The organism is Halorubrum aethiopicum (assembly GCF_001542905.1).
In the GTDB taxonomy this organism is placed as follows: Archaea; Halobacteriota; Halobacteria; order Halobacteriales; family Haloferacaceae; genus Halorubrum; species Halorubrum aethiopicum.
On record NZ_LOAJ01000001.1, the window covers coordinates 316477 to 329787 of the forward strand.

Here is a 13311-nt window from a genome sequence, read left to right on the forward strand (position 1 = left end):
ATGCTCGCTCTGGGACCGGTTTCGGACATGAGCAGGACGACGGATCGGCGCGGCGGCCGAAGCGACGCCCCGCGGGTGGTCGTCGTCGACGACTCGCCGTTCATGCGCGGGCTGATCGGCGACCTCCTGACCGACGCTGGGGTGGCCGTCGTCGGAGAGGCGAGCGACGGCGAGGAGGCGCTGTCGGTGGTGGCCGAGACCCGACCGGACGTGGTGACCATGGACGTCGAGATGCCGGGAATGGGCGGGCTCGAGGCCGTCGAGCGGCTGATGGCGGAGACGCCGACGCCCGTGTTGATGCTGTCGGCACACACCGCGGAGGGTGCCGAGGTGACCTTCGAGGCGCTCGAGCGCGGCGCGGTCGACTTCTTCTCGAAGCCCGGCGGCGAGGTGTCGACCGGCGTCTCGCGAGAGGCCGACCGGCTCGTCGAGGCGGTCCGGTCGGTCGCCGACGCGGACCTCGAGGCCGCGACCCGCGACCGAACCCCCCGAACCGCCTCCGCGACGGGATCGGCGTCGGACGTCGACCTCGCGGAGCCGCTGACCGCCGTGGTCGGCGCGTCGACGGGCGGTCCGAAGGCGGTCGAACGGGTGCTCTCCGCGCTCCCGATGGCCGACTGTCGGGTGCTCGTCGTCCAACACATGCCTGCGGCGTTCACCTCGCGGTTCGCGGAACGGCTCGACGCGGCCGCGGAGTACGACGTGCGGGAGGCGACGGACGGCGCGCGGATCGGGGCCGGCGAGGCGCTCGTCGCGCCCGGCGGCAGACACATGCGAGTCGGCAGCTACCGCGCGGGCCGTCTGCGCGTGAAGCTCGTCGACGAGGACGCCGTGGGCGGCGACGCCCCGTCGGTGACGCCGTCCGTCGACGTGACGATGCGGTCGGCCGCGGAGACCGTCTCCGACCCCCTCGTGGGAGTAGTCCTCACGGGCATGGGCGACGACGGATCGAGGGGGATCCGGGCGATGGCCGACGCCGGGGCGCGGACGGTCGCGCAGAGCGAGGACACCTGCGTCGTCTACGGGATGCCGAAACGAGCCGTGGGAACCGGGGCGATCGACTCGGTGTGTGACCTCGACGACGTCGCCGGCGCGATCCTCGGGGGTGCGGCCTGATGGACTCCCACCGCGCGGCGTTCGTCGCGGAGGCCGAAGAGGGGATCACGGACCTCAACAACGCGCTTCTCGCGCTCGAGGCGGACCCCGGGGACGACGCGGCGATGGACGACGTGTTCCGGGTCGCACACACCCTGAAGGGCAACGCCGCCGCGATGGGGTACGAGGACGTCTCCTCGTTCGGCCACGCCCTCGAGGACCTCCTCGACGCGGTCCGCGGCGGCGACCGGGAGGTCACGCCCGAACTCATGGACCTGCTATTCGAGGGGGTCGACACCGTCGAGGCCATGGTCGCGGAGATCGAGGAGACCGGCGAGGTGTCGACGGACCCCTCCGACCTCGAATCCCGACTCCGGGCGGTCGAGGAGCACGGAACCGTCGATCCCGACGCCGACGGGGACGAAGACGTCAGCGAGGACGACGAGGTCGAAATCGGCGAGAGCGACGGAACGGGCGGCAGCGCGGTCGACGCCGACGAGCTCGATGACGAAGCCGACGACGAGGACGCGGAGGCCGAGGTCGACGTGCCCGAACCGCCTGCCGGAGCGGCCGACTTCGAAGACGCGGCGTACGCCGAGGTGACCGTGGGCGAGACCGCGATGCCGGGCGTCGACGCGGCGCTCGCCCTCCGGGCGCTCGAGGAGAACTTCGACGAGTACGCCACCCGGCCGGCCGCGGAGGCGCTGGAGGACGGCGAGTACGACGGGACCTTCGACGCCTTCGTCGCCGACGCCGATCCGGCGGTCGTCGCGGAGGGACTCGAGGCGCTCACGCAGGTCGCGGGGGTGCGGACCGCGCTCGCGGGCGGCGATTCCGGATCGGAACGGGGCGGTGGAGCCGATCCGGACATCGCCGAGGAGGACTCCGACGACGGCGAGGTCGCAGGCGACGACGGCGAGGTCGCAGACGACGCCGAAGACGTCCCCGAGATCGACGACGGCGACGGTGACGCCAATACCGACGACACCGAGGCCGATCCGGATGACGACGGATCGAAGTCATCGGGATCGGTCGACCGCGAGGAGATCAAGTCGATCCGGGTCGACGTCGACCAGGTCGACGAGCTGTACGGGTTGGTCGAGCAGCTCGTGACGAGCCGGATCAAGCTCCGCCGGGAGCTCGAGGGAACCGGGACGGAGCCCGACACGCTCGACGAGCTCGACAAGCTCGCCTCCAGCCTCCAGGACACCGCGATGGACATGCGGCTCATCCCGTTCTCGCAGGTGTCCGACTCGTTCCCGCGGCTGGTCCGGGACATCGCCCGCGACCTCGACAAGCGCGTTACCTTCGACATCGAGGGCGACGACGTCGAGCTCGACCGGACGATCCTCACGGAGATGCGCGATCCGCTCGTCCACGTGTTGCGGAACGCGGTCGACCACGGGATCGAGTCCGCCGAGGAGCGCGAGGCCGCCGGAAAGGATCCCGTCGGGCGGGTGAAACTCACGGCGGAGCGCGAGCGCGACCACGTCGTCATCGAGGTCGCCGACGACGGCGCGGGCCTCGACGCCGACCGCCTCCGCGAGAAGGCGGTCGCGGAGGGCGTCGAGGACCGCGAGACCGTCGAGGCGATGACCGACGGGGAGGCCTACGACCTGGTCTTCCATCCGGGCTTTTCGACCGCCGAGGAGGTCACCGACGTCTCCGGCCGCGGCGTCGGCATGGACGTGGTGCGGACGACCGCCCGCGACCTCGACGGCTCCGTCTCGGTCGACAGCGAGCCGGGCGAGGGGACGACGGTGCGGTTCCGGCTCCCGGTCACCGTCGCCATCGTGAAGGTGATGTTCGTCGACGTGAACGGGACGGAGTACGGGATCCCGATAAAATCGATCGCGGAGGTGTCGCGCGCCGACGGCGTCGAGACGGTCCACGGCGACGAGGTGGTCCGCCACGAGGAGGACCTCTACTCGGTGATACGGCTCGAGGAACGGCTCGACGCCGCCGGACCGGGATCCGGAGCGGTCGACGACGCGGCCGCCGCGACCGACGGCGGCTCCGTCGGCGTCGGGGGCGATCCCGATCCGACCGCCTCCGACGCCGCGGCCGGCGAGGGGATGCTCGTCCGGATCCGCGAGGGGACCCGGAAGGTCGCGCTCCACTGCGACGGCGTGTTGGACCAGGAGGAGGTGGTCGTGAAGCCGCTCGACGGCCCGCTGTCGGGAACGCCCGGGCTCAGCGGAACGGCCGTGCTCGGCGACGGCGACGTCGTGGCCGTCCTCGACGTGGTGAGCCTATGACCGGCGGGAGCGCCTTCGAGGGTGTTCTCGAGCAGATCGACGACTCGGTGCCGTTCGAACCCGGCTACTACAACGAGTCGTACCTCGACAGGCGGATCACCGCACGGATGCGACGGCGCGGGACGGAGTCACACCGCGAGTACCGCCGGCTGCTTCGCGAGGAGGACGCCGAGCGCGAGGCGCTCATGGACGCGCTCACGATCAACGTGACGGAGTTCTTCCGGAACGGGGAGATGTGGGCGGTCCTCCGGGACGTGTTGCGCGACCTCACCGACGAGCAGCGCCGGGTCCGCGTCTGGTCCGCGCCGTGTGCGGACGGCCGGGAGGCGTACTCGCTCGCGATGCTCGCGTGCGACGACGGCGCCATCGACGAGTCGCGCCTGGAGGTGCTCGGCTCGGACATCAGCGAGGAGGCGCTCGATCACGCCCGCGAGGGCGTGTACCACACGACGCGGACGACGGACATCGCCGAGGAACTCTCGCCGCTCTCGGAGCCGGACCGCTACGTCGACCGCGAGGGCGACGCGTTCCGCGTCCGCGACGCGCCGAGACGGCTCGTGACGTTCGACACCCACGACCTGATCAGCGACGGGTCGCGGGGGCCCTTCGACGTGGTGTTGTGCCGGAACCTCCTCATCTACATCGACGCGGACCACAAGGGGTCGCTCTTCGACACGCTCGAGGCGTCGCTCGCGGACGGCGGCGTGCTCGTCGTCGGGATGACGGAGAGCGTCCCGCCGGACCGCAACGACGGGTACGAAGCGATCGACAAGCGTCGACGGGTGTTCCGGAGGCGCTGATGTCGCTGTACCAGCACGCTCGCGAGGGGAACGTCGATCGACTCAGAGACGCGCTGGCGAGCGACAGCACCGCGGTCCGGAAGCGTGCGGTCGAGCTCCTCGGCGAGCTCGCCGACGAGGACGACCAGGCGACGATAGACGGACTTCTGCGCGCGGCGACGGTCGACGAGGACGCCGGGGTCCGCGGGGCCGCCGTCGACGCCCTCGACGAGGTCGGACAGGAGGCGCTCGAACAGCTCCTGTCGGAGCTCACGGGCGGGAGCGGGTCGGAGGCCGAGTGGGTCACCGCCCGGAAGTTCGCCCGCGCGCTCGAGGCGGACCGCGCCGAGCTTCGGATCGCGGCCGCGAACGCGCTCGCCCGTCTCGACGAGCCGAGCGCGCTCCCCGCCGTCGTCGGTGCTCTGTCGGATCCGGACCCACGGGTGCGGCTCCGTGCGTGTCACGCGTGCGGGACGTTCGCCGACTCGAGAGCGGTTCCCGGGCTGATCGAACGCCTCGACGACGAACCACGGGTTCGGCGGGCCGCCGCGAACGCGCTGGGGGCCGTCGGAACCGACCGCGCGCTCGATCCGCTCGTCGACCTGCTCGAGGATCCCGACGAGTCGCTCCGGCGCATCGCCGCGGGCGCGCTCGGGAACGCGAGCAACCCGAAGCCGGTGGAGCCGCTCGCGCGCGCGCTCGGAGACGAGAGCGCGATCGTCAGGAACGCGGCGGTGTACTCGGTCATCGAACTGCTCTCGAACGTGCCGACCGAACACAGCCACGCGGTTCGCGATCGGGTCGTCTCCGAGCTGAAGGCGGCCGACGACGAGACGGTCGTCGAGCCCCTCGTCGAGATCCTCACCGAGGGCAAACAGAGCCGACAGCGCCGGAACGCGGCGTGGATCCTCGGGCGCGTCGCCGATTCCGACTCCGAGGCGGCCGTCGAGGCGCTCGCGGCCGCCCTCGACGACGACGACGCACAGACCGCCCAGTTCGCGGCGACGAGCCTCACGAACCTCGGCGGGCCGGTCGTCGAGGACCGGCTGCTCGACCGACTCGGCACCGAGCGTCCCGACGACGTCCGCGCGAAGGCGGTGTTCGTGCTCGGCCAGGTCGGCGGACAGGAGACGCTGAATCGACTGGAGGAACTGACGGACGACGAGAGCTCCGCGGTCCGGAAACGCGTGTTCTCGGCGGTCTCGAAGCTCCGGGCGGGGGGAGCCTAAATGCCGACCGGCGACGGCGAGTACAAGATCACGGACACCCAGGCGCGGTTCGCGGTCGCCGTCCGCGAGGGGAGAGCCATCAACGACGTCTCCTGGACGCCGGGGCGAGTCCTGTTGTCGAACCGGCGGCTGATACTCGCGAGTAACGACGGGAAACGCACGGTTCCGCTCTCGCGACTCGAGCGACTCGGCGGCCGTCACGACGCCAACCAGTCGATCGCTCGCGTCTCCAACTACGTGAGCTTCGATCTCGGCGAGCAGGTGCTCTTAGTGGCCGCCGCCGAGCACGAGTCGTTCGAGCGAGACGTCTACCGGGCGCTGCTCGACCAGCGGACGCTGATGGCGAAACACCCGGCCGTCGAGGGCGGCGTCGTCCAGGACACCGGCTGGGAGCAGGCCCGCGTGAAGATCGACGAGAACGGCCTCGGGGCGGCGCTCGAGGGAGGCGCGTTCGTGGAGTTCGACCTCGACGACATCAGCGGGCTCGACGCCGCGAGACGAACCGTCGACGGCGAGAAGAAGCCCGTGATCGAGGTGTCACACACGGACGACGCGGACACGAGCATCGAGACGCACCTCGCCGGGACGCCACGGCGGATGCGGTTCGTCGAGTCGTGGCTCCGGAAGGGAGAGGAGCGGAGCTCGACGAACGTCGACCTCTCCAGTCGGGATCGGGAGGTGTTGATGGCGCTGTACTCGGGCGTCTCGCCGTTCGAGATCCCCGCGTTCCTGGGCAGCGACGTCGACGAGGTCGAGGAGACGTTCGAGCGGCTGATCGAACTGGAGGTCGTCGAGGAGGTGCGGGTTCGCCGCGAGGTGGCGCTCAACTCACGCGGACGCAACATCGCCAGCGAGGCGATGAACGAGCAGTGAGGTCGGATCCGGCGACGACACACGATCGGGTCCTGCCGGTCGACGGCGGATCGGTGGGCGAACGGCCGGCGACGACGATCCCGGCCGAGTCGCCGGACGACCGCCTCGCCCGGACCGGGTCCACGATCACTTCACGGAGCGGCTGGCCGCGGCATCGGTCTTGAACCGTCGGGTCGTCCGCGAGCCTCCGCTCGAGGTGGGCGAACCACGTTTAAGTCGCCGTCCCACGAGGAGCGGACATGGAGTACGAAGCGGTCTGTTTCGATCTCGACGACACGCTGTACCCGTATCCGCCGTGTAACGAGGCGGGCAAGCGGGCGGCGCTGTCGGCGTTCCGCGATCGCGGGTACGATCTGGACCGCGCGACGTTCGACGACCTCTACGCAACCGCCCGTCGGGACGCGAAACGCGAGACGGGCGGCACCGCGGCCTCCCACGAGCGGTTCATCTACTTCAAGCAGGCGTTGCGGATCCACGCGGACGTCCACGACGCGGCCGACGCCCACGCGATCGGCGAGGCGTACTGGGACGGATACATCGACGAGATGACACCGTACGACGGCGTCACGGACACGCTCGACGCGATCCGCGACGCCGGCGTCGCGGTCGGCGTCGTGACGAACCTCACGACGCGGGTCCAACTACGAAAGCTCGCTCGGCTCGGGCTCGACGACCGGGTGGACCGACTCGTCACCTCGGAGGAGGTCGGCCGCGAGAAGCCGAGCGCGCTCCCCTTTACGACCGCGCTCGCCGGCTTCGACCGTCGGCCGAGCGAGACGCTCATGGTCGGAGACAACGCCGTCACCGACGTCGAGGGCGGCAACGCCGTCGGGATGGACACCGTCCTGTTCGATCCCCGGGGAGAGGCCCTACCGACCGCCGAACTGACCGGCGAACGGCGGCCGGACCACCGGATCGAGTCGTTCCCGGCGCTCACGGAGGTGGTGGCGTGAGCGACGACTCGGCGGACTTTCGTGCGGTCCGCGAGGCGATCGTGGACTACGCTCCAGCGTTGGCGGAGCTGACGCCCGGTCGAACCGGGAACCTGAGCGTCCGCGACGGCGACGCCTTCGCCGTCACGCCGACCGGGGTCGCCTACGACGCCTTCGACGCCGCGGACGTGCCCGTCGTCGGTCTCGACGGCGAGCGTCGCGCGGGGCGGATGGCACCGTCGAGCGAGGTGCCGATGCATACGGGGATCTACGAGCATGCGCGACCCGGCGCGATCGTCCACACACACTCGCCGTGGGCGACGACACTGGCGACGCTCGGGTTGTCGCTCCCCCCCGTCCACTACATGATCGTCGCGGTGGGTCGGGAGGTTCCGCTGGCCGACTACGCGCCCTACGGGACCGAGGAGCTCGCCGCCAACGTCGTCGCCGCGATGGCCGAGGCCGACTCGGACGCCGCGATCCTCGCGAACCACGGGCTGGTGGTGACCGGCCCGGATCTGGAGACCGCGATCGAGAACGCACACCACGTCGAGGACCTGTGTCGGCTCTACGTGCGCGCCTCGGCGCTCGGCGAGCCGAACCTTCTGACGGACGACCAGCTCGCGACCGTCGAGGAGCGCTTCGAGAGCTACGGCCAGCAGCCGGATGACGAGTAGGTAGGGAGGTCGAGAGGGCGGGTGACGCGAGCGCGGCCCGAGCGGGGTTTATATCCGTCCCGCCGGAAACGGTATCGACATGACCGATCACCGACTCGCCCCCGACGTCGAGGAGACCGCGGCGGCGATCGCGTCGATGGAGATCCGCGGCGCGGCGACGATCGCGGCCGGCGCGGCGGAGGCGCTCGCCACGCAGGCGCGCGAGGCCGACGCCGATTCTCCCGAGGCGTTCCGCGCGTCGATGCGCGCGGCCGCCCGGCGGCTCCGCGAGACGCGCCCGACCGCCGTCTCGCTCCCGAACGCGCTCCGGTACGTCCTCCGACGGATGGAGGGGCGGAGCGTGGAGGCGCTGCGGGAGAGCGTGACCGACGCGGTCACGGAGTTCGTCGCGCAGCTCGACCGCGCCCAGGAGGACCTCGGACAGGTGGGCGCGAACCGCCTCGCCGACGGCGACACCGTGATGACGCACTGCCACTCGACGGACGCGCTCGCGTGTATCGAGGCGGCCGTCGACCAGGGCAAACACATCGAGGCGATAGTCAAGGAGACGCGCCCGCGAAACCAGGGGCACATCACCGCCGAACAGCTCCGCGAGGCGGGCGTTCCCGTCACGCTGATCGTCGACTCCGCGGCGCGGCGCTACCTGAACGAGGCGGACCACGTCCTCGTCGGAGCCGACTCGATCGCCGCCGACGGCGGCGTGATCAACAAGATCGGCACCTCGGGGCTCGCCGTCAACGCCCGCGAGCGCGGCGTGCCGATCATGACCGCCGCACAGACGATCAAGCTCCACCCGGAGACGCTGACGGGCCACACCGTGGAGATCGAGATGCGCGCCGAAGACGAGGTGATCGCCCCGGAGACCCGCGAGGAGATCGGCGACATCGCGGTCGAGAACCCCGCCTTCGACGTGACGCCGCCGCGGTACATGGACGCGATCGTGACCGAACATGGCCAGTTCCCGCCCGAGAGCATCGTGACGCTGATGCGCGAGCTGTTCGGGGAGGGGGCCGCCGAGCCGTGGGCCGAGCCATGAGCGACGAGGTCGAACCCACGGTCGATCCGGATCTCGAACCCGAGGCCGAAACCGGACCGCCGGCGGTGATCTCCGCGGGCCACATCAACTGGGACGTGACGATCCACGTCGACGAGTTGCCCGAACGCGACGGGGAGACGCGGATCGAGCGGCTCGAGCAGTCCGGCGGCGGCAGCGCCGCCAACGTCGCGGTCGGCGTCGTCGGCCTCGGCGGCCAGTCGGTCGTCTTCGGCAGCGTCGGCGGCGACGAGTCCGGCGCGCTCGCCCTCCGAGAGCTCGCGAGCGCGGGCGTCGACCCCGGCCACGTCCTCGTCGACGCCGACGCGCCGACCTCGGTCACCTACGTGATCGTCGACGGGAACGGCGAGCTGTTGATGCTCGCCAACGAGGGCGCGAACGAGTCGTTCTCGGCGGGCGACCTCGACCGGGAGACGCTCGCGGCCGCCGACCACCTCCACCTGACCGGCCAGAAGCCGGAGACCGCGGCCGCGCTGGCGACGACCGCGGCCGAACTCGGGCCGACCCGGAGCTTCGACCCCGGCCGCCGGGTGACCGACCGCGGGTACGACGCCGCGCTCCACGCCGCGGACCTGATCTTCGTGAACGACCGCGAGGCGGACGCGCTGGCTGACGCGACCGACATCGACCCGCGAGCGCCGGACGACCGGGTCGTGGCGGTCAAACACGGTGGCGACGGCGCGACCGTCCACACCCCCCACGGCGACGTCTCGCATCCGGGGTTCGACGTCGACGCGGTCGACACCGCGGGCGCGGGCGACGCGTTCGCCGCGGGCTTTCTCGGCGCGGCGCTCAGAGAGCCGGCGATCGCGGACGGCGGCTTCACGCACGACCCGCGCGAGTACCAGGTTCCCCTGCTCGTCGCCAACGCCTGCGGCGCGATCGCGGCCGGAACCGTCACCGCCCGCGCGGACCTCTCGTGGGACCGGGTCCGATCGATCATGGGCGAGTCGCCGGAGGCGGACCTGCTGATCGAGATCCGCGCGTAGTCCGACCGCGGAGCGAGCCCTATTCGCCCGAGCCGGCCCCGCCGGTCGTCTCGATCCGCTCCTCGTACTTCTCGAGGGCGACCGCCAGCGCTTCCCCGGCGTCGACGTCGGCCGCCTCGGCGACCGCGAGCAGCGCGAACAGGCAGTCGCCGACCTCGTCGGTCGCGATCTCCGCGGCTTCGGGGGCCGACCCGTAGCCGGTCGAGGTCGTCACCTCCTTCGCGACCTCGCCGACCTCGCTCTCGAGGTCGAGCACGCGGTACGCGAGGTCGGCCTCCAGCCCGTGCTCGTCGACGAACGCCGAAACGCGGTCCTGCGCGTCCATGGCGGCCGGATCGGCCGGGGGGCGTATAGACGCACCGAAGGTCGGTCGCGCTCGTCGCCGTCGACGGGGGCGGAGGGGTCGAGCGGCGGCGAGGACCGCCACCGCCGACGGCGAGGACGGCCGGTCACGCAACCCCTAAGGCCGTAACGCGCCGACGGATCCCATGGACATCGCGATACTCGGCGGCACCGGCGACATCGGGGAGGGGCTCGCGCTCCGCCTCGCCGCCGACACCTCCCACGAGGTGCTGGTCGGCTCGCGGGACGCCGAGAAGGCCGAGACGAAAGCCGAGGAGTACACGACGGAGCTCGACAGCCGCGGGCTCGACCGCGAGGTGTACGGGTTCGAGAACGTCGCGGCCGCCGAGCGGGCGGACGTGGTCGTGCTCGCGGTCCCGCCGTACCACGTCGGCGACACCATCGAGGCGATCGCCGACGCCCTCGACGACGGCGACGTCCTCGTCTCGCCGGCGACCGGGATGAAACGTGACGAGGAGGGGTTCCACTACCACAAGCCCGGCGCGGGCTCCGTCACGCGGATCGCGGCGGACGCGGCCCCGGAGGGAGTCGCCGTCGTCGGCGCGTTCCACAACCTCGCGGCGGCGCGGCTCGCGAACCTCGACGCGGACTTGGGGATCGACACTCTCGTGATCGGCGACGACGAGGACGCGAAGGGGATCGTGGCCGACATCGCCGAGGGGATCGAGGGACTCCGGGCGCTCGACGCCGGTGGGATCGCGAACGCCCCCGAGATCGAGGGGCTCACGCCGCTTCTCATCAACGTCGCGAGCAACAACAAAGGGCTCCACGACCTCGGGATCCGGTTCCAGTAGGTCGGAGATCGATACGGGATCGCTGGCGCGGTGACCGTCTCCAAAGCGCCAGCCGCTCGGTTGTACGAAGTGTAATAGACGACTGCGGTGAACACCTCCAAAGCCCCAGCCGCGAGGACTCGCGCGGCTTGTTGTGCGCTTCAGTCGCTCACTTCGTTCGCTCCTTCCAGTGCTTACTGCGCCGGGCTTCGCCCTCGCGACTGCCCCTTTGAGTCCCACCCCGCCCCGCACAGCACCGCACCTCACGCCTCCCCAGCCACGCGGCTCGCTTTGCTCGCCGCGTCCCTCGCGTTCCGGTCGCGGGCCTCTGGCCCGCTCCCGGGCGCGCCACCGCGATAGCACGTGTGCGAGCGGCACGCGTGGCGAGGCGTGTCGACGCCTCGGAGACGTTCTCCGGTTCCGTCCGTCGTCCTCCCGTCCGGACGTTCCGTTAGGCCTTTGCGCGGCCGTCCCCTCTCGTCAGTGGATGGAGTACCTGGAGCGCCGGGTCGCGCTGGTCGAGGACCGTCTCGAGGAGGTCATCGACCGCGTCGAGCCCGAGGAGCTGTCCGACGAGCTCGCCCACGTCGTGCTCGCGGGCGGCAAGCGCGTCCGCCCGGCGGTGACGATCCTCGCCTGCGAGGCGTTCGACGGCGACCCCGACGACGCGGTCGACTTCGCGGCCGGCATCGAGTTCGTCCACAACGCCTCGCTCGTGATCGACGACATCATCGACCGCTCCGACGTCCGGCGCGGGACGCCCTCCGCATGGGCCGAGTTCGGCTACGGCCCGGCGATGATCACGAGCGACGGGCTGCTCGGCGAGGCGTTCGCGCTCTTCTCGGCCGACGAGCGCGCGATGCGGACCGTCGCCGAGGCGATGGTCGAGCTCGGCGAGGGGGAGGCGACCGAGCTCGCCGCCCGCCCCACCACCGAGGCCGAGTACATGGAGCTGGCACGCCGGAAGACCGGCGCGCTGTTCCGCGCGGCCGCGGAGCTCGGCGCGGTCGCCGGCGGCGCGGAGCCCGCGGCGATCGAGTCGTTCGGCGAGTACGCCGAGCGCGTCGGCGTCGCCTTCCAGATGCGCGACGACGTGTTGGACGCCACCGCCGACGCCGACGACCTCGGCAAGCCCACCGGCCAGGACGCCGAGATGGACCGCCCCTCGGTCGTCCAGGTGACCTCGCTCTCTCCCGAGGAGGTCGACGAGCGGGCCAGAGAGCAGTCCGAGCTCGCGCTCGCCGCGCTCGAGGACGCGGACCCGCCCGAGACCGAGGCGATCGAGTACCTCCGGGACCTCGCGGAGTTCGTCGTCGTCCGCGAGCGGTAGCCCGTCAACGGGTCGGTCGTCCCGGGATCGGTCGTTCCCGGACCGGCCGCCCGTGGTTCGTTCGTGGATACTCGTCGCGCCGAACGACTTCGATGTATTCATGTTTGTGCGATCGCGATCATTACCATGAATCGCGCAGAGAAGGCGGCCCTCCAGCTACAGGCGGTCGCCGTGTTGCGGACGCTGAAGGAGACGCGGACGTACGAGGAGCTGTCGACGCTGACGGGGTTGCCGGCGGGCGACCTGAACCGGTACGTGAACGGCCACGTGCTCCCCGGAGCCGACCGGGCTCGCGAGGTCGTCTCCGAGGTCGGCCGCGACGCCCTCGCCGACGAACTCGTCGCCCGCGTCGCCTTCGACGACGAGGGGTACGTCGACAACTCGGAGGTCGTCTTCGACCAGTCGTTCCTCGACCTCGTCGCGCCCGTCGCCGCCGAGACGTTCGAGTTCGCCTCCCCCGACGTGGTGTTGACCGCCGCGACCGACGGGATCACCCTCGGGGCGGCGATGGCCTCCTTCTTCGACGCCCGACTGGCGTACGCCAAGAAGTCGAAGGAGACCGCCGTCGAGGAGTTCATCGAGTCGCGCCAGCGGCTCGCATCCGGCATCGAGCTCACCTACTACCTCCCGAGACGCGCCATCGAGGCCGGCGACACCGTCCTCGTCGTCGACGACCTGATCCGCTCCGGCGAGACCCAGGAGCTCCTCCTGGACATCGCGCTCCAGGCCGACGCCGACGTCGGCGGCGTGTTCACGCTCATCGCCGTCGGCGACGAGGGAATGCGCCGGGCCCGCGAGATAATCGACGCGCCGGTCGGCGCGCTGACCACCTTCGAGTAGGCGTCGCCGACCGCGCCGGTCACGCGACCGATCGATCTCTCGGACGGGGAACGGTAGGCCCTAACCGATCCATACTTGTGTACAACTGCGTATTTCAGGTAGTAATATTTATGTTCGAC

The 13311-nt window shown here is 71.1% G+C and carries 13 protein-coding genes; 12 read left to right on the top strand and 1 reads right to left on the bottom strand.

Features of this window, described 5'->3' with window-relative positions; all coding sequences use genetic code 11:
• Window positions 1-27: 27 nt before the first annotated feature.
• The 9 genes from cheB to AXA68_RS01630 all read left to right on the top strand — a co-directional run bounded on the left by cheB (window position 28) and on the right by AXA68_RS01630 (window position 9886).
• Window positions 28-1116 (top strand): chemotaxis-specific protein-glutamate methyltransferase CheB, encoded by a 1089-nt coding sequence (gene cheB, locus AXA68_RS01590; protein ID WP_232745040.1) that lies wholly within the window; start codon window positions 28-30, stop codon window positions 1114-1116.
• Window positions 1116-3353 (top strand): chemotaxis protein CheA, encoded by a 2238-nt coding sequence (locus AXA68_RS01595; protein ID WP_066411916.1) that lies wholly within the window; start codon window positions 1116-1118, stop codon window positions 3351-3353. The genes cheB and AXA68_RS01595 overlap by 1 nt, the downstream gene beginning before the upstream one ends.
• The gene (locus AXA68_RS01600) at window positions 3350-4153 is read left to right on the top strand and encodes a CheR family methyltransferase (RefSeq protein ID WP_066411918.1); all 804 of its coding nucleotides are present in this window, start codon (window positions 3350-3352) and stop codon (window positions 4151-4153) included. Before AXA68_RS01595 ends, AXA68_RS01600 begins: the two co-directional genes overlap by 4 nt.
• The gene (locus tag AXA68_RS01605) at window positions 4153-5361 is read left to right on the top strand and encodes a HEAT repeat domain-containing protein (RefSeq protein ID WP_066411925.1); all 1209 of its coding nucleotides are present in this window, start codon (window positions 4153-4155) and stop codon (window positions 5359-5361) included. Before AXA68_RS01600 ends, AXA68_RS01605 begins: the two co-directional genes overlap by 1 nt.
• The gene (locus AXA68_RS01610) at window positions 5362-6234 is read left to right on the top strand and encodes a CheF family chemotaxis protein (protein ID WP_066411927.1); all 873 of its coding nucleotides are present in this window, start codon (window positions 5362-5364) and stop codon (window positions 6232-6234) included.
• A 239-nt stretch (window positions 6235-6473) separates the two neighbouring features.
• Window positions 6474-7187 carry an HAD family hydrolase gene (locus tag AXA68_RS01615; RefSeq protein WP_066411935.1) on the top strand — a complete coding sequence of 238 codons (714 nt, stop codon included), beginning with the start codon at window positions 6474-6476 and terminating at the stop codon, window positions 7185-7187.
• The gene (locus AXA68_RS01620) at window positions 7184-7843 is read left to right on the top strand and encodes a class II aldolase/adducin family protein (RefSeq protein ID WP_066411938.1); all 660 of its coding nucleotides are present in this window, start codon (window positions 7184-7186) and stop codon (window positions 7841-7843) included. The genes AXA68_RS01615 and AXA68_RS01620 overlap by 4 nt, the downstream gene beginning before the upstream one ends.
• 79 nt (window positions 7844-7922) lie before the next feature.
• Window positions 7923-8879: a ribose 1,5-bisphosphate isomerase gene (locus tag AXA68_RS01625; RefSeq protein ID WP_066411943.1), complete on the top strand. Its 957-nt coding sequence runs from the start codon at window positions 7923-7925 to the stop codon at window positions 8877-8879.
• Entirely contained in the window at window positions 8864-9886 is a 1023-nt protein-coding gene (locus AXA68_RS01630; RefSeq protein ID WP_066411945.1) for a carbohydrate kinase family protein, read from the top strand. Before AXA68_RS01625 ends, AXA68_RS01630 begins: the two co-directional genes overlap by 16 nt.
• A gap of 19 nt (window positions 9887-9905) precedes the next feature.
• Here AXA68_RS01630 and AXA68_RS01635 read toward each other — a convergent pair whose 3' ends face one another.
• Window positions 9906-10211 (bottom strand): MazG-like family protein, encoded by a 306-nt coding sequence (locus tag AXA68_RS01635; RefSeq protein WP_066411948.1) that lies wholly within the window; start codon window positions 10209-10211, stop codon window positions 9906-9908.
• 163 nt (window positions 10212-10374) lie between these two features.
• On the opposite strand from AXA68_RS01635, the gene npdG reads away from it, so the two are divergent.
• From npdG to AXA68_RS01650, 3 genes are all read left to right on the top strand, one after another.
• On the top strand, window positions 10375-11043 hold the full coding sequence (npdG, locus tag AXA68_RS01640; RefSeq protein ID WP_066411950.1) for an NADPH-dependent F420 reductase: 669 nt from the start codon (window positions 10375-10377) through the stop codon (window positions 11041-11043).
• Between the two features lie 466 nt (window positions 11044-11509).
• The gene (locus tag AXA68_RS01645) at window positions 11510-12352 is read left to right on the top strand and encodes a polyprenyl synthetase family protein (RefSeq protein WP_066411953.1); all 843 of its coding nucleotides are present in this window, start codon (window positions 11510-11512) and stop codon (window positions 12350-12352) included.
• Between the two features lie 126 nt (window positions 12353-12478).
• Window positions 12479-13192, top strand: coding sequence for a phosphoribosyltransferase family protein (locus tag AXA68_RS01650; protein ID WP_066411956.1), 714 nt, complete (start codon window positions 12479-12481; stop codon window positions 13190-13192).
• Window positions 13193-13311: the final 119 nt, after the last annotated feature.

Excerpts from the sequence above, each read along its gene's own strand:
- cheB (WP_232745040.1), top strand. The coding sequence starts at position 28 with ATGAGCAGGACGACGGATCGGCGCGGCGGCCGAAGCGACGCCCCGCGG.
- AXA68_RS01595 (WP_066411916.1), top strand. The coding sequence starts at position 1,116 with ATGGACTCCCACCGCGCGGCGTTCGTCGCGGAGGCCGAAGAGGGGATC.
- AXA68_RS01600 (WP_066411918.1), top strand. The coding sequence starts at position 3,350 with ATGACCGGCGGGAGCGCCTTCGAGGGTGTTCTCGAGCAGATCGACGAC.
- AXA68_RS01605 (WP_066411925.1), top strand. The coding sequence starts at position 4,153 with ATGTCGCTGTACCAGCACGCTCGCGAGGGGAACGTCGATCGACTCAGA.
- AXA68_RS01610 (WP_066411927.1), top strand. The coding sequence starts at position 5,362 with ATGCCGACCGGCGACGGCGAGTACAAGATCACGGACACCCAGGCGCGG.
- AXA68_RS01615 (WP_066411935.1), top strand. The coding sequence starts at position 6,474 with ATGGAGTACGAAGCGGTCTGTTTCGATCTCGACGACACGCTGTACCCG.
- AXA68_RS01625 (WP_066411943.1), top strand. The coding sequence starts at position 7,923 with ATGACCGATCACCGACTCGCCCCCGACGTCGAGGAGACCGCGGCGGCG.
- AXA68_RS01635 (WP_066411948.1), bottom strand. The coding sequence starts at position 10,211 with ATGGACGCGCAGGACCGCGTTTCGGCGTTCGTCGACGAGCACGGGCTG.
- npdG (WP_066411950.1), top strand. The coding sequence starts at position 10,375 with ATGGACATCGCGATACTCGGCGGCACCGGCGACATCGGGGAGGGGCTC.
- AXA68_RS01645 (WP_066411953.1), top strand. The coding sequence starts at position 11,510 with ATGGAGTACCTGGAGCGCCGGGTCGCGCTGGTCGAGGACCGTCTCGAG.
- AXA68_RS01650 (WP_066411956.1), top strand. The coding sequence starts at position 12,479 with ATGAATCGCGCAGAGAAGGCGGCCCTCCAGCTACAGGCGGTCGCCGTG.